At 44.0% G+C, this 15,070-nt stretch carries 14 protein-coding genes; 11 read left to right on the top strand and 3 right to left on the bottom strand.

Features of this window, described 5'->3' with window-relative positions:
* From RRG12_RS09735 to hpnH, 3 genes are all read left to right on the top strand, one after another.
* Positions 1 to 1,150, top strand: a 1,150-nt coding sequence (locus RRG12_RS09735) for an efflux RND transporter permease subunit (protein WP_420759117.1), incomplete at its 5' end; no start/stop codon positions are given.
* On the top strand, positions 1,150 to 2,133 hold the full coding sequence (gene hpnA / locus RRG12_RS09740) for a hopanoid-associated sugar epimerase (RefSeq protein ID WP_420759118.1): 984 nt from the start codon (positions 1,150 to 1,152) through the stop codon (positions 2,131 to 2,133). The genes RRG12_RS09735 and hpnA, both read left to right, overlap by 1 nt.
* A gap of 99 nt (positions 2,134 to 2,232) precedes the next feature.
* The gene (gene hpnH / locus RRG12_RS09745; RefSeq protein ID WP_420759119.1) at positions 2,233 to 3,252 is read left to right on the top strand and encodes an adenosyl-hopene transferase HpnH; all 1,020 of its coding nucleotides are present in this window, start codon (positions 2,233 to 2,235) and stop codon (positions 3,250 to 3,252) included.
* A 335-nt stretch (positions 3,253 to 3,587) separates the two neighbouring features.
* On the opposite strand, the gene RRG12_RS09750 is transcribed toward hpnH, so the two are convergent.
* Positions 3,588 to 3,983 carry a class I SAM-dependent methyltransferase gene (locus RRG12_RS09750; protein WP_420759120.1) on the bottom strand — a complete coding sequence of 132 codons (396 nt, stop codon included), beginning with the start codon at positions 3,981 to 3,983 and terminating at the stop codon, positions 3,588 to 3,590.
* 799 nt (positions 3,984 to 4,782) lie between these two features.
* On the opposite strand from RRG12_RS09750, the gene RRG12_RS09755 reads away from it, so the two are divergent.
* The 7 genes from RRG12_RS09755 (at position 4,783) to RRG12_RS09785 (ending at position 9,955) form a co-directional block, all read left to right on the top strand.
* Entirely contained in the window at positions 4,783 to 5,304 is a 522-nt protein-coding gene (locus RRG12_RS09755; RefSeq protein WP_069068364.1) for a phycocyanin subunit beta, read from the top strand.
* Positions 5,305 to 5,401: 97 nt separating this feature from the next.
* Positions 5,402 to 5,893 carry a phycocyanin subunit alpha gene (cpcA, locus tag RRG12_RS09760; protein WP_012411562.1) on the top strand — a complete coding sequence of 164 codons (492 nt, stop codon included), beginning with the start codon at positions 5,402 to 5,404 and terminating at the stop codon, positions 5,891 to 5,893.
* A gap of 163 nt (positions 5,894 to 6,056) precedes the next feature.
* Positions 6,057 to 6,869: a phycobilisome rod-core linker polypeptide gene (locus RRG12_RS09765; protein WP_420759121.1), complete on the top strand. Its 813-nt coding sequence runs from the start codon at positions 6,057 to 6,059 to the stop codon at positions 6,867 to 6,869.
* A gap of 150 nt (positions 6,870 to 7,019) precedes the next feature.
* A complete protein-coding gene (locus RRG12_RS09770; RefSeq protein WP_420759122.1) occupies positions 7,020 to 7,889 on the top strand; it encodes a phycobilisome rod-core linker polypeptide in 870 nt (289 codons plus the stop codon).
* Positions 7,890 to 7,956: 67 nt separating this feature from the next.
* Positions 7,957 to 8,214, top strand: coding sequence for a phycobilisome linker polypeptide (locus RRG12_RS09775; RefSeq protein WP_181931680.1), 258 nt, complete (start codon positions 7,957 to 7,959; stop codon positions 8,212 to 8,214).
* Entirely contained in the window at positions 8,214 to 9,059 is an 846-nt protein-coding gene (locus tag RRG12_RS09780; protein ID WP_420759123.1) for a HEAT repeat domain-containing protein, read from the top strand. The genes RRG12_RS09775 and RRG12_RS09780 overlap by 1 nt, the downstream gene beginning before the upstream one ends.
* 170 nt (positions 9,060 to 9,229) lie before the next feature.
* Positions 9,230 to 9,955 carry a HEAT repeat domain-containing protein gene (locus RRG12_RS09785; protein WP_420759124.1) on the top strand — a complete coding sequence of 242 codons (726 nt, stop codon included), beginning with the start codon at positions 9,230 to 9,232 and terminating at the stop codon, positions 9,953 to 9,955.
* Between the two features lie 118 nt (positions 9,956 to 10,073).
* Here the strand turns inward: RRG12_RS09785 and RRG12_RS09790 are convergent, their stop codons facing one another.
* Together RRG12_RS09790 and RRG12_RS09795 are read right to left on the bottom strand one after the other, a co-directional pair.
* Entirely contained in the window at positions 10,074 to 10,796 is a 723-nt protein-coding gene (locus RRG12_RS09790; protein WP_420759151.1) for a nuclease-related domain-containing protein, read from the bottom strand.
* 120 nt (positions 10,797 to 10,916) lie between these two features.
* A complete protein-coding gene (locus RRG12_RS09795) occupies positions 10,917 to 11,567 on the bottom strand; it encodes a hypothetical protein (protein WP_420759125.1) in 651 nt (216 codons plus the stop codon).
* Between the two features lie 295 nt (positions 11,568 to 11,862).
* Here RRG12_RS09795 and pruA point away from each other — a divergent pair, with 295 nt between their 5' ends.
* On the top strand, positions 11,863 to 14,832 hold the full coding sequence (gene pruA / locus RRG12_RS09800; RefSeq protein WP_420759126.1) for an L-glutamate gamma-semialdehyde dehydrogenase: 2,970 nt from the start codon (positions 11,863 to 11,865) through the stop codon (positions 14,830 to 14,832).
* Positions 14,833 to 15,070 lie beyond the last annotated feature (238 nt).

Genomic DNA, 15,070 nt, shown 5'->3' on the forward strand with positions numbered 1-15,070 from the left:
CCAGTCCCCAATCCCCAAACCCCAATCCCCCATCCCCAACCCCTTAAACGATTCCCTAGAGGTTGCTAAGAAACTAGAAGATGTGGTGAGAAAATCTCCAGTAGTGGAAACAGTGTTTACTACTGTTGGTTCTCGTGAAGGTGAGCCAAATAAAGGTACGCTTTATGTGAAGCTCAAAGAAGACCGCAACATCAAGACTGCGGAAGTACAAGACCAATTACGCTCGTCTTTGCCTAATCTCCCTGGTGTGAGTACCAGTGTGGAAGATATTCAATTTGTTGACACTGGTGGACAAAAACCTTTACAGGCATCATTACGAGGCGATAATCTCCAAAGCCTTAGCAAAGCTGCCCAGGCAATTAAAGAGCGCATCGAGAAACTACCGGGATTTGCTGATGTCACTGTAACAAGTGAAACCAATCCACAGGGTACAGTTTTTCAAATTGAGCGGCTAAACAATCAAAGGGTCGCCTATATAAGTGCCAATTTGGGTAGAGATTTGTCTTTAGGTAGTGCCACAGACCAATTGGTAGCGGAAGCCAAAGCAGTTTTACCTGCTGGTGTAACTTTAGACTTGGGAGGAGATTCTGCCCGCCAAGGTGAAGTATTTGCTAGTTTTGGCACTACTTTGGTATTATCAGCACTCTGTATTGTTGTGGTGCTGATTTTGCTATTCAAAAGCTGGATAGACCCAGTAGTTATTGGTGTTTCTTTACCCTTATCAATTGTCGGTGCCATGCTGGCCTTACTCTTCACCAAGAGTGACTTTGGCATGATCTCGCTGATTGGTTTTGTCTTTTTGTTGGGACTAGCAAACAAAAATGCCATCTTACTGGTAGATTACATCAACCAACTCCGTAAATCTGGCTTAGACCGCACAGAGGCGATCCTCAGAGCAGGGCCAGTGCGCCTCAGACCAATTATGATGACCACAGCCTCCACCCTCTTAGGAATGCTACCGATCGCATTGGGTTTTGGTGCTGGTTCGGAATTGCGATCGCCAATGGCTGTTGCGATCGCTGGTGGACTCGTAACTTCAACTATCCTCAGTTTAATTGTCGTGCCAGTCGTCTACGCCATTTTAGATGATTGGTTTCCCCGATTTCAGAAGCAGGGGAGCAGGGGAGCAGGGGAGCAGGGGGAAAGTTGATGCAAGTCTTTGTCACAGGGGGTACGGGTTTTATTGGCGCTCACTTGGTAAGGTTGCTTTTGCAACAGGGATATGCAGTAAAAGCGCTGGTACGCTCAAGCAGTAATTTGGAGAATCTACGCGGTTTGGATGTGGAAATTGTCAAAGGCGATTTGAATGATCCAAATCTCTGGCAACAGATGCTTGGTTGTAAATACCTATTTCATGTGGCAGCCCATTATTCTCTGTGGCAAACAGACCGAGAGTTACTCCACCGTCATAATGTCCTGGGTACGCGCAATGTTTTGGCAGCAGCTCGTAAAGCTAACATTGAGCGCACCGTCTACACCAGTTCAGTGGCAGCAATTGGGGTAGGATCATCTGGGGAGGTTGTGAATGAAACACATCAGAGTCCCTTAGAAAAGTTGGTGGGTAACTACAAAAAGTCTAAGTTTCTGGCGGAACTTGAAGCCATGCAAGCCGTTGCTACAGGTCAGGAGGTAGTTATAGTCAATCCCAGCAGCCCCATTGGCTCGTTGGATATCAAACCTACCCCAACGGGTGATATTATCCTGCGATTTTTACGACGGCAAATGCCCTTTTACTTAGATACTGGTCTAAATTTTATCGATGTGCAAGATGTGGCATGGGGGCATTTACTGGCTTTACAGCGAGGTAAATCAGGCGATCGCTATATCTTAGGTCATCAAAACCTCAGTCTCAAGCAACTACTTGAACAACTCGCCGATATCACCGGTCTAAACGCACCTCAACGAACTGTACCCCCTTGGTTGCCCCTTAGCGTTGCCTGGGTTGATGAAAAGATTCTCGCACCCTTGGGAAAATTGCCCTCAGTGCCATTGGATGGCGTGCTGATGGCGAAACAACCTATGTATTACGATGCTGCAAAGGCTGTTCGAGAGTTGGGTCTACCCCAATCTTCGCTGAAAGCGGCACTCAAAGATGCTGTGAATTGGTTTGTTGCTCAGGGTTACGTTCAATGAGAAATATAGCAATTCACGTGTGGATGCAATATGTAGGGGTGCATAGATGTGCGCCCCTAAAGTGGTGTTTTTATATTTAAAAGAGGAGCGATCGCAACAATGGCAGTTAATCTACAACAAGCTATGGATATCGGGAAGTATCTTGTTACCCAGCGTTTGAAAGGACGTAAACGCTTCCCTTTAGTATTGATGTTGGAACCTCTTTTTCGGTGTAATCTCGCTTGTACTGGTTGTGGTAAAATCCAACATCCCAAGGAAATTTTAAAGCAAAATCTCACCCCAGAACAGTGCTTTACCGCAGTGGAAGAATGCGGCGCACCGGTTGTCTCAATTCCTGGGGGAGAACCTCTGCTACATCCCCAGATTGATGAGATTGTTCAGGGCTTAATTGAGCGCAAGAAATATATTTACTTGTGTACCAATGGTTTGCTGTTAGAAAAGAATCTAGATAAGTTTCAACCTTCCCCTTACCTAACTTTCAGCGTGCATTTAGATGGAATGCGGGAGTTGCACGATCAGTGTGTTGATCGCAAAGGTGTTTTTGATATTGCTGTCAAAGCCATTCGCGCCGCTAAAGCTAAAGGCTTTCGTGTGACAACTAACACCACCATCTTTGAGGGGACTAAACCCCAAGATATGCAAGAGTTCTTCAACTTTCTGGAAACACTAAATACTGACGGGATGATGATTTCTCCCGGCTATAGTTACGAGTGGGCACCAGATCAAGATCATTTTCTCCACCGTGAACAAACCCGCGCCCTTTTTCGAGAAATTCTAGCTCCATACAAAAGTGGTGAGAAAAACTGGAACTTCAATCACAATCCGCTGTTCCTAGATTTTCTCACTGGTGAGAAGGACTACGAATGTACGCCTTGGGGTAGCCCTAGTTATAGCGTTCTCGGTTGGCAAAAACCTTGCTATCTGCTGAACGAAGGTTATTACTCTACCTTCAAGGAATTACTGGCACAAACTGACTGGAGTCAATACGGCCAGAAGAGTGGTAATCCCAAGTGTGCCGATTGTATGGTTCACTGCGGCTACGAACCCACCGCCGCAATGGATGCAATGCAACCGCAAAATATGGCACGTGCCCTTGGCAGTGTGTTTGGTAAGAACTAATGAAAAAAGGGAAAGGGGGAAAGGGGGAAAGGGGAAAGGGAACCCCATGCTTAAAAGCTCTTGTTTCAAATATGGACGCTGATTTTGATTGCACTACGTGTCGCTAAAAATCTTCTTTTAATCCCCACCTTCCCCTTTTTCCCAGCTACGGTGTACACACAAGTCCTAAAAACCTAGCTTGATAAGCATTTCCTCGTTCCCAGTCTCCGACTGGGAATGCATTCATTGAGTCTCTGACTCAATATCTGACTAGAGGCAGAGCCTCTAATCAGGCATTCCTATGCAGAGCATAGGAACGAGATAAACGAGAGAACAACGAGAAATTGATCTTCTTTTTACTTGTGTGTACACCGTAGCTTTTCCCCAGAGGGGGCCCCACCTTCCCCTTTTTCCTTTTTCGGTAAATCTTGAACATATCCTTGAATAAGTTTAATCCGTTGTGATAGTTGATGTTGAGTTATTTTTTGCTGTGCGATCGCCAGCATCTTTGCTGAAGGATCAACACCCAAAAACTGCCACTGTGGATTACCTTGCCCCAAGCGAACTAACTCCATCCCCCCACCAGCACCGACAACTAATAAATTTGCTGTTTCCGGTAAATAGGAGCGCAAAGAAGCCAGCACAAAAGTATGCATTACTTCATAACCGGGCAATGCCAAGCGTGCCATTTGCTCATATTCATCTGCCGCAATAGGTGCATTGGTATCGAAATCAATGATTCGCTGTGACATGCTTCTCTAACTCTATTTAATCTCGAACACTGAACCCACAGATGCAATACAGACGCACACATATATGCGTGCCTTTGCCAGAAGCTAGGAATTCAGAAGGCAGGAGGCAGAGGATAGAAGGAACTCACCCTTAAAAGGGTGCAGATTGAAACAAGGACGTTTTATACACTTTTGCAAATTGTCTCAGTATAATCACTTATTTTAACGAGCTTTAAACTCAGCAACTTTTGTTTTCAATATACTTTCTTACCTTCTGCCTTGTTTTGTAACAAATACTACACAGATTAATGTTGCGATGCTTGCGGTGGCTATTGAGCTTTGTCGTACCACTTGCTTACGGCACGCCGCGCGAACGTGGAAGCAAGCTACGCGCAGCCTCTCGTGAAGAAGTGCGGGCTACGCCTACGCGCTCTGAAAGGGATTTCCCAGAAATAAATTATCCCATCTTTTGGGGCGGAAAAAAGTCAAAAGATCAAAGAGGGGGAACTATGAAGTTATGTAAACTAAATTAACAAACATAACAATAATTTGTAATAAATAATGATACGGCAGCATTGTATAAAGAGAACTTGGAAGTAAAAAACAACATCTTAATCAGGTTTTCCAGTCGTTCGCAGAAGTTTGAAGTTTTCTAACAAAAGTTTTAATCTGAAAGCCTGGAGATCGTAAACTTATTCCTTGGATGTCTGTTTTAAACCTTTCGTAACTCGTCAGGCAGTGCTGACATCGGAAAATAAACTGAACCATTCAGTTTTGAGTCCAATTATTCTTAACCGAGCAAATTAGGAGATTTAACGCAATGGTTTTAGATGCATTTGCAAAAGTAGTTTCCCAAGCTGATACACGTGGGGAATATCTCTCCGATGCACAATTGGATGCATTGAGCGAACTAGTCAAAGATGGTAACAAGCGTGCAGATGCTGTTAACCGTATTACCAGCAATGCGTCAGCTCTTGTTGCTGCTGCGGCTCGTGATTTGTGGGCAGAACAACCCCAATTGATCACTCCCGGTGGTAATGCTTACACCAGCCGTCGTGCAGCTGCTTGTATCAGAGACTTGGACATCATTCTTCGCTATATCACCTACGCTATCTTTGCAGGCGATTCCAGCGTGCTAGATGACCGCGCCCTCAATGGCTTGCGCGAAACCTACTTAGCATTGGGAACCCCAGGAGCTTCAGTTGCTGTTGGTATTCAAAAGCTGAAAGCAGCTTCTTTGGCAATTGTTAACGATACAAACAACATCACCAGAGGCGATTGCAGTGCTTTGGCATCTGAAATAGCTAGCTATTTTGATCGTGCTGCTGCTGCTGTTGCTTAAGCAAAGCTTGCATTGCTGAATGTTGACTAAATAATTGTCCATCCATAGGACAAAACAAAATTTCAACCATAACGTTTGTAAAAGGGAAATACCAAAAATGACAAAAACACCTCTAACTGAAGCAATTGCATCAGCTGACTCTCAAGGTCGCTACCTCAGCAGCACCGAAATTCAAGTTGCTTTTGGTCGCTTCCGCCAAGCACCAGCTAGCTTACAAGCAGCAAAAGCATTGAGCGCTAATGCTCAACGTTTGACCGAAGGTGCTGCTCAAGCAGTGTATAACAAATTCCCTTACACCACCCAACAACAAGGCCCCAACTTCGCGTCTGATGCACGCGGCAAAGGCAAGTGTGTTCGTGATGTTGGCTACTACTTGCGGATTATCACATACGCTTTAGTTGTTGGTGGCACAGGCCCCTTGGATGATTTCTTGATTTCTGGCTTGGCTGAAATCAACCGGACTTTTGACCTGTCTCCTAGCTGGTACATTGAAGCTCTCAAGTACATCAAAGCTAACCACGGTCTAAGCGGCGACCCAGCTGTTGAAGCCAATTCTTACATCGACTATGTAATCAATACTCTAAGCTAGAGTGTTCTTTAGCCCGGAGAGGAAATCAGCTCTTATGACAAGTAAGTTCTATGAGTTGTTTACTTCTCCGGGCAGTTTTATTTTCAAAAGACTGTTAAAAGACTAGAAAAAAAATTTTTCTAAAAAGTTTTCAGTTTTGCAGTTAAAACTGAGGAGGTTAAGGATGGCGGCTTTGGGACAAGCAGCAAGATTAGGGATTGGAGCATTTGAAAACTCAGCACTGGTAGAACTACGTCCCGATAGAACAGAAGCGGATGTGGCAGTGGTTATCCGGGCGGCTTACCGTCAGGTTTTGGGTAATGCATATCTACTAGAAGGAGAACGTCTAGAGAGTGCAGAATCACTGTTGCAGCAAGGTGCAATCTCCGTCCGGGGATTTGTGCAAGCTATTGCTCAATCGGAACTCTATCGGGATAAGTTTTTCCACTCCAATTCCCAAACTCGGTTTATCGAGTTGAATTATAAGCATTTATTGGGGCGTGCCCCGGAAGATGAGTCAGAGATTTCGTACCATGTTGAGCTTTACAACTCACAAGGTTATGAAGCTGAGATTAATTCCTACATTGACTCATTAGAATATCAAGAGAGTTTTGGCGAAAATATTGTCCCCTACTATCGAGGCTTTAAAAGTCAAGTAGGACAAAAAAATGTTGGATTTAGCCGACTGTTCCAACTGTATCGGGGTTATGCCAATAGCGATCGCGCTCAAGGGCAAAAACAAGGACGGCTAACCTGGGAAGTGGCTAAGAATCTAGCTTCACCCATTTATCCAGTCTCCGCCGGAGCCTTAACAGGACTCTCTACAGGTGGTCGTGGAGAAACATACCGCATCAGAGTGCTACAAGCAGCTTCCCCGAACTCAACAGTAGTGCGGCGTGGTACTGCGGAATTGATCGTACCCTACGAGCAACTGTCTAGTAAATTGCAGCAGTTGAATCGCAAGGGCAGTAAGGTTATTAGCATTACAGCCGTATAAATAGAGATTGGGGACTGGGGACTGGAGACTGGGAACTAGGAATTGGGGACAAGGAGGACGAAGGGGATAACCAATACCCAATACCCAATACCCAACGCCCGATCCCTAATCCCCAGTCCCCAACTATTAATTACAAAAGGAAAATTACCAATGGCTATTACAACAGCAGCTTCCCGTCTGGGAACAGAACCTTTTAGTGACCAGTCTCCTGTGGAATTGCGTCCTAATGCAACCAAAGAAGACATTGAGAAAGTAATTGCTGCCGTCTATCGTCAGGTGTTGGGCAACAACTACATATTGACATCTGACCGCCTCACAAGTGCTGAATCTATCCTGCGCGATGGGAAAAGCACAGTACAAGAGTTTGTACGTCAAGTAGCTAAATCAGAACTGTACAAATCCAAGTTTTTCTACGACAACTTCCAAACTCGCGTCATCGAACTGAACTATAAACATTTGTTGGGACGTGCCCCATACGATGAGTCTGAAGTGGTTTATCACTTGGACTTGTACCAAAACAAGGGATATGAAGCCGACATTGATTCTTATATTGATTCACCAGAGTATCAATCTAGTTTTGGTGAAAATATAGTCCCTTACTATCGCGGTTTTCAAACCCAAACAGGACAGAAAACTGTAGGATTTAGCCGGATATTCCAACTTTATCGCGGCTATGCCAGTAGCGATACCTCCCAACTTAAAGGGAAATCTTCTCGCCTTGCTAGCGAACTAGGCCGCAATAGTGCATCTATCGTTGTTCCTCCCTCCGGTGGCCCCTCAGGTTTTGCATACGTTGCTTCCGAAAAAGGCGTTACCCCCAACAGTACTTTTGGTGGTGCAGGAACTTTTGGTAAAGAAGGTAGACTCTACCGCATTGAAGTAGCAGGCGTTTTTGGCGCTGGGTATCCTAACACACGCCGCGTAAATCAAGCGGTGATCATACCTTATGAAGAACTATCTAGTTACTTCCAGAGAGTGGTAAAACAAGGTGGTAAAATAGCGAGTGTGAAACCACTTTAGGATCATTTGTCAATAGTCATTAATAATGACTATTGAAAACATAAAATTTAAAATTTGGAAGTGATTTATGGTTGGACAAATTGGTAGTAGAAGTAGTAGTCGTTACTTTCGATATGAAGTAGTGGGTCTGCGCCAAAGCGAAGAAACCGAAAAAACTAACTATCCGATTCGTTCTAGTGCCTCTGTGTTTTTCACAGTACCAGAGAACCGAATGAATCAAGAAATGCAGCGGATTACTCGCTTGGGTGGGAAAATAGTCAGCATTCAGCCATTAAATGCTGAAGCTAAAACAGATAGCGAACAAAGCGATCCTCCTTCTTCATAATGAATTCCAGTCCGCAGAAATTTGAAGATTTGTCACCGACAGGTAACTCTGGCGATGGTGAATCTTTGACAGTAGAGCAAGCGATCGCTAATCTTGAGAGTGCAGATTTAGGTCTGCGCTTTTATGCTGCTTGGTGGTTGGGTAGGTTTCGGATAAGTGAAGCAGCTGCGGTGACAAAATTGATCGCAGCTTTAGAGGATGAAGCCGATCGGACACCAGAAGGCGGATATCCTCTGCGACGGAATGCAGCTAGAGCTTTAGGAAAACTAGGCGATCGCCAGGCAGTCTCACCTTTAATTGCGTGTTTAGACTGCTCAGATTTTTATGTGCGGGAAGCAGCAGCACAATCTTTAGAAATGCTGGGCGATCCGGTTTGCATTCCCCCCCTGATTAAGCTATTACAAGTAGGCTTGCAGGGAGAGCAGCTGATATCAAAGCAGCCTGATTTATCTCAACCCTATGAGGCCATTTTAGAAGCCTTGGGAACCTTGAAGGCAACTGAGTCTACCCCTTTGGTAAAGCCATTCTTAGAGCATCCAATTGAATTGGTGCAATATGCTGCTGCGAGAGCAATGTATCAATTAACCCAAGAACCAGTTTATGGAGAACGGTTAGTAAAAGCTTTGGCGGGTGAAAGATTGCAATTGCGCCGAGCAGTGTTAGCAGACTTGGGAGCAATTGGATATCTACCCGCAGCAGATGCGATCGCACAGACACTTGCCGAAAATAGTCTGAAACTAATCTCTCTTAAAGGATTACTAGAACATCAAGTTAATCACACAACAGCAAGCACTTTGTCAGCGGGTGCGATTAAAGTGATGAATTTGATGGACTCGCTGTTGTAGTCCTAAGCTCTAGATAATGAGTTTTCATTAATACGTTTAAACCAAATGTTTAGCACACATAAACCCCCAACCCAACTGCAAAATCAGGGCTAGGGGGTTTATGTATGGTGTTAACTACGGAGAACTTAAGCTACAATTGGCTGACCACTAATGACTCATGAAAAATTATTATGAATAACAGTGACCTTGCCCAAATATTGATTCGTGCTGTGGAAGAAGCAGACTCCTCAGATCGCTTATTAGACGCAGTTCAGGTGTTAGCAGCAGCCGGTATAGAGGAATCTGTTCCTACTTTGATTGCAGCTTTGGGCTACAACAATCCAGGGGCGGCGGTGGCGGCAGTAGATGGGCTGATTGCGATCGGGGAAGCCGCAGTACCATCACTATTGGAACTAATTGATGACTACAACTACAGTGCTAGAGCTTGGGCTATTCGTGCCTTAGCGGGAATTGGCGATGTCCGGGCGCTAGATACCTTGTTTGAGGCAGCAAAAAACGATTTTTCCTTGAGTGTGCGGCGAGCAGCTGCTAGAGGATTAGGCACTTTGCGCTGGCATCAAGTACCGCCTGAGAAACTAGAATCTGTTCAGACTCAGGTATTAGAGGCGCTATTACTAATTTCTCAAGATCCAGAGTGGGTAGTGCGCTATGCAGCAGTGACGAGTTTAGAAACACTAGCTACTTCAATAGCAGTCACCTTACCTGATCAAGCATCGCAGATTACAAATCAACTTCAGCAAATGCTCAATACAGATGCCGATTTGGGAGTTCGCACCCGTGTAAAGTTTGCACAGGAAAAAATTCAGCAGCAACAGCATCAAGAAGTGTTTGCACCTAAAAGGAAGCTACAAGAGACTGAAGTTGAAGTGCCTCATCGTGGCGGTGGCAGACGTTAACTAAGGGATTTCCAGCAAATTTATAAGTGATACCAGAGGGAGAAGGCAGCGACTATTGGTATATTGCGTACACATCAATGGCCAAGTTTTCTGCCTAACCCTCGCCCACTTAATAAACTCAAATTATAGGATTCTGGCGCTTAACAGGTTTGGGCTTAGGAATCGGTTTAGTGTTTGTAGGCAGTATCAAGTTTTCAACAGCTTGGGCAATTGCCTGCACTTGCATTGGAGTTAAACAATCAGGAGAACTATTTATCATCTGTAACAGTGCAGGGATACCTTGTAAAACTGGAACTGAGCAATCATTTGCTCCTATCCATGTAGCAATTGGGAAGACTACTGGAGCCGCAACAAACCCATTAGGAAGGTTAGGCATTAATGAAGTAATCCACTGACTAAACATTTTTTCATGGTAAATACTTTGAGAAGTCGGACTATTGTCAACTGCTACCCAACTGTTACCTTCACGCCGTTTCCATTTATCTTTATAAGCGCTAAATGAACCTTTCCAGGTTTTGACCTCTACTAAAAAAACACCACTTTCACCGATAATTAAATGGTCTATTTCCGTTAGAGAGCCTGAGTTAGTCGGGATTAAAGCATTATTAAATATCACCCATGTATCGGGGAAAGATTGCAAAAGTAGTGATACTCCCCATTCCCCCATATTGCCTTTGAATTTATTTTTTGCTTGCTTAAATTCAAACATGAATGAACCCAACCCACCTAAAAAGCCATCACCTAATCTTTCATGAATTTCTTGGTGTTTGGTAGATTTTTTGGTGTCGATTTTTTGTTGGAACACTGCCCTAAGTGAGGGTGATTGTTGAAGAGTTCTCATCAAAATTGTAGTAATGTTTGTCAGTAACCGCCATTTTTAGAGTTCCCAGAATTAGAGGTAAATCGCTCTCCCCTAATTCATAGAGAAAAAAAATCATGCTACTAACTAACAGTGATAAAGCTAATGAGACAACAAAGATTGAATTTCTGCCTGGATATTGCCACGGGCAGATGGTTCAGCGAACTCTAACATTAAAGGCGTAAAATAAATACGCGATCGCTTTAAAAATCGTTCTAAAACCTGCTGACGACCTGTGATATACTCTGCCTCTGACACCCAGCGATATTCCTGGCGAATGGCATGGGTGTATTCTCCATACTCCACTTGGTTAGTAGCCAAAATCGCTAAATCTGCGTCAAGTAAAACTTGGCTATCACAATCATCTACCGCAGCTTGGTGGTTTTTAGTGTTCAGAATAAGACGGGTGACAGTAGCTATGATACTTTCTGGAATACCCAAATTACTCAGCAACTCCAAAGCATAGTCTGCGCTTCGTTCTTCATTATCTTGAGCTTCAGTGTTATATACTACATCATGGAACCAGGCAGCTAGTTGAACAGCAGCTAGGTTGTTGGTGTAGCCTTGTAAAATCTGAATTGTGCTGAGGACGTGATCAATGTGTTTGAGTGTATGGTAGTAGCGACCAGGGGTAGAGTAAGCTGCAACCAAAGAATCAAAGGCTTTATCAGCCGCTACCTGGTCAACGCCAAAGGGTTGGAGTGTGTGTTGCCAGTTAGAAAATAAAATATGCGTAAGGTTTTCTGTAGGCATAAATGTAGTATTCACACTCTTAGTATGACTTAGCTAATCTTTTGTGTTGCAACATCTGTCAATCAAGTTAGAAATAGATCAACAAAAGGATAACACTTGTTATTCAATTGGGCATTGGAATTAGGGGAGAGGATACAGGTGAGAGGTTATAGGGAATAATCTGTACCCTGTAACCTGTAACCTATTCCCTTCTTTACTCCCCACTAAATATGGTGACTGCGAAATGAAAGCGTCAAAATAGAAGACACAGGGTTTATACAAAAAGCCTTGCCTTGATTAACGGAGTTTATTATCAGTGGTATTACAAGTACAAACAAGCACCTACGAAGCTAAAACCCAAGAAATTGCTAAACAACTTCTCGCCGCAACGCAGGAAAATCGTTCGTTTTTTTCTTCCCTGCGGGATCAAATGCGCTGGGATGATAAATTACTAGCTTGGGCGATGAGTAATCCTGGATTGCGGGTGCAACTATTTCGCTTTATAGATACGCTACCTGCTTTGCATAGTAAATCAGAAATTGCCTCACATTTACAAGAATATTTAGGCGATGAATCTGTAGAATTACCGGCAGCTTTGAAGGGAATGCTAAACTTTGCTAATCCCGACTCGATGCCAGGACAAGTTGCTGCTACAACCGTTGGGACAGCAGTTGAGACTCTTGCTCATAAATATATTTCTGGGGAAAATATTAAACAAGTCATCAAAACAGTTGAACGACTGCGAAAAGAAAAAATGGCTTTCACTATCGACTTACTCGGTGAAGCCGTAATTACTGAAGCCGAAGCGCAGTCTTATCTAGAACGCTATCTAGAATTAATGCAACAATTGGTGGAAGCATCGAAGAATTGGACAGCTATTCCATCTATTGATGAGGCTGATGGCGAATCAATACCAAAAGTTCAGGTTTCTGTTAAGTTAACGGCGTTTTATTCCCAATTTGATCCTCTGGATGCTAAAGGTAGTGAGGAGCGAGTTAGCGATCGCATTCGGATTCTTTTACGTCGTGCTAAAGAGTTGGGCGCAGCTGTGCATTTTGATATGGAACAGTATGCTTATAAAGATATAACTCTCAGCATCCTGAAAAAACTCTTACTAGAAGAAGAATTTCGGCAACGCACAGATATCGGGATGACAATTCAAGCATATCTGCGTGATAGTGAGCAAGATACCAAAGACCTAATTTCTTGGTTGAAAGAACGTGGTTATCCCCTGACAATCCGCTTGGTGAAAGGCGCATATTGGGATCAGGAAACTATCAAAGCAGCGCAGAAGCATTGGCCACAGCCAGTTTACAACGACAAAGCGGCAACTGATGCTAACTTTGAAATTATCACTCAGCTGTTGTTAGAAAATCATCAATATGTGTATTCTGCCATTGGTAGCCATAATGTGCGATCGCACTCTCGCGCCATTGCCATCGCTGAAAGTTTAAATGTCCCTCGCCGCCGCTTTGAATTACAAGTCCTCTACGGTATGGGTGATAAAGTTGCAAAGGCTTTGGTTGATAGGGGTTATCGAGTCAGAGTTTACTGTCCCTACGGTGAGTTATTACCTGGAATGGCGTATTTAATTCGCCGATTGTTGGAAAATACCGCTAATAGTTCTTTTTTACGGCAAAATCTGGAAAATCGACCAATTGAGGAATTATTAGCACCGCCGATTGTCAAAGAAGAGAAATCTTTAACTCCTAACTCTCATTTCCTCGGCGCTGCTGATACCGATTACGCAGAAGAAGAGGTGAGAACGAAAGCGGCGCAAGCTTTCCAAAATGTTCGTCAACAGTTGGGTAAAACTTATTTGCCGCTGATTAATGGCGAATATGTCAATACACCGGAATATGTTGATTCTCTCAATCCTTCTAATTTCAGTGAAGTAATCGGTAAAGTTGGGTTGATTAGCGTTGAACAGGCCGAACAGGCGATGCAAGCTGCTAAAGCGGCGTTTCCTGGATGGAGGAGAACACCAGCTAAACAACGCGCTGATATTTTGCGGAAAGCGGGTGATTTGATGGAACTCCGCCGCGCCGAATTTTCAGCTTGGATAGTTTTGGAAGTTGGGAAACCAGTTAAGGAAGCTGATGGCGAGGTTTCGGAAGCGATAGATTTCTGCCGATACTACGCTGATGAGATTGAACGGCTAGATAAAGGTGTGAATTATGACATTCCTGGTGAAACTAATCGTTATATTTACCAGCCACGGGGAATTGCTGTAGTAATTTCTCCCTGGAATTTCCCGCTAGCGATCGCTTGTGGTATGACTGTTGCAGCTTTGGTTTCCGGGAATTGTACTCTCCTTAAACCTGCGGAAACATCTTCTGTAATTACAGCAAAACTCACAGAAATCTTAATCGAGGCTGGTTTCCCCAAAGGTGTATTTCAATACGTACCTGGCAAAGGTTCGCAAGTCGGCGCTTATTTGGTAAATCATCCAGATACTCATGTAATTGCTTTTACAGGTTCCCAGGAAGTCGGCTGTCGAATTTACGCAGAAGCGGCGACTTTGAAACCCGGACAAAAGCACATGAAACGGGTGATTGCTGAAATGGGTGGCAAGAATGCCATTATTGTCGATGAAAGTGCTGATTTAGATCAAGCTGTTGTAGGGGTTGTGCAATCGGCATTTGGTTACAGCGGCCAAAAATGTTCTGCCGCCTCTAGGGTAATTGTGCTGGAACCAATTTATGATGTCTTTGTGCAGCGATTGGTAGAAGCGACAAAATCCTTGAATATTGGGGAAGCAGAGTTACCGAGTACCCAAGTTGGCCCAGTAATTGATGCTAATGCCCGCGATCGCATCCGCGAGTATATTGAGAAGGGTAAGGCAGAAGCACAATTAGCTTTGGAGTTACCAGCACCCGAACAAGGATATTTTATCGGCCCTGTCATCTTTAGTGAAGTATCGCCAAATGCAGTAATTTCCCAGCAAGAAATTTTTGGCCCTGTGCTGGCGGTAATTCGGGTGAAAGATTTTCAGGAAGCGTTAGCAGTAGCCAATGGTACAAACTACGCTTTGACTGGCGGACTTTATTCGAGAACACCTTCGCATATTCAGCAGGCGCAGACAGAATTTGAAGTCGGTAATTTGTACATTAACCGTAATATTACCGGAGCGATCGTTGGACGGCAACCCTTTGGTGGATTCAAACTTTCTGGAGTAGGTTCTAAAGCCGGCGGCCCCGATTACCTTCTGCAATTCCTCGAACCACGCGCGGTGACAGAAAATATTCAGCGCCAAGGTTTTGCACCAATTGAAGGTGCAGATTAAACTACAAAAGTAGTAGAGTATATGCCAATACGGTTCGGATAAGTACTCTTCACTTTCCTTATGATCTGGGAATTGGTTTTGGGGTAAGGGGTAAAGGTTGTAAATACATCCTTTACCCTTTTCCCTTTAACCGAAATATGCCCTACCTATAGGACTCATATTTGATTTCTGAAAAAACTCACTACAACTAAGAAGCCTTCTTTCCTGTTGCCTATTGCCTATTGCCTATTGCCTATTC

Source organism: Nostoc sp. CALU 546, from assembly GCF_048836525.1.

What these genes read in the sequence shown, in the direction of transcription:
- hpnA (WP_420759118.1), top strand. Translation starts at nt 1,150, where the DNA reads ATGCAAGTCTTTGTCACAGGGGGTACGGGTTTTATTGGCGCTCACTTG.
- hpnH (WP_420759119.1), top strand. Translation starts at nt 2,233, where the DNA reads ATGGCAGTTAATCTACAACAAGCTATGGATATCGGGAAGTATCTTGTT.
- RRG12_RS09750 (WP_420759120.1), bottom strand. Translation starts at nt 3,983, where the DNA reads ATGTCACAGCGAATCATTGATTTCGATACCAATGCACCTATTGCGGCA.
- RRG12_RS09755 (WP_069068364.1), top strand. Translation starts at nt 4,783, where the DNA reads ATGGTTTTAGATGCATTTGCAAAAGTAGTTTCCCAAGCTGATACACGT.
- cpcA (WP_012411562.1), top strand. Translation starts at nt 5,402, where the DNA reads ATGACAAAAACACCTCTAACTGAAGCAATTGCATCAGCTGACTCTCAA.
- RRG12_RS09765 (WP_420759121.1), top strand. Translation starts at nt 6,057, where the DNA reads ATGGCGGCTTTGGGACAAGCAGCAAGATTAGGGATTGGAGCATTTGAA.
- RRG12_RS09770 (WP_420759122.1), top strand. Translation starts at nt 7,020, where the DNA reads ATGGCTATTACAACAGCAGCTTCCCGTCTGGGAACAGAACCTTTTAGT.
- RRG12_RS09775 (WP_181931680.1), top strand. Translation starts at nt 7,957, where the DNA reads ATGGTTGGACAAATTGGTAGTAGAAGTAGTAGTCGTTACTTTCGATAT.
- RRG12_RS09780 (WP_420759123.1), top strand. Translation starts at nt 8,214, where the DNA reads ATGAATTCCAGTCCGCAGAAATTTGAAGATTTGTCACCGACAGGTAAC.
- RRG12_RS09785 (WP_420759124.1), top strand. Translation starts at nt 9,230, where the DNA reads ATGAATAACAGTGACCTTGCCCAAATATTGATTCGTGCTGTGGAAGAA.
- RRG12_RS09790 (WP_420759151.1), bottom strand. Translation starts at nt 10,796, where the DNA reads ATGAGAACTCTTCAACAATCACCCTCACTTAGGGCAGTGTTCCAACAA.
- RRG12_RS09795 (WP_420759125.1), bottom strand. Translation starts at nt 11,567, where the DNA reads ATGCCTACAGAAAACCTTACGCATATTTTATTTTCTAACTGGCAACAC.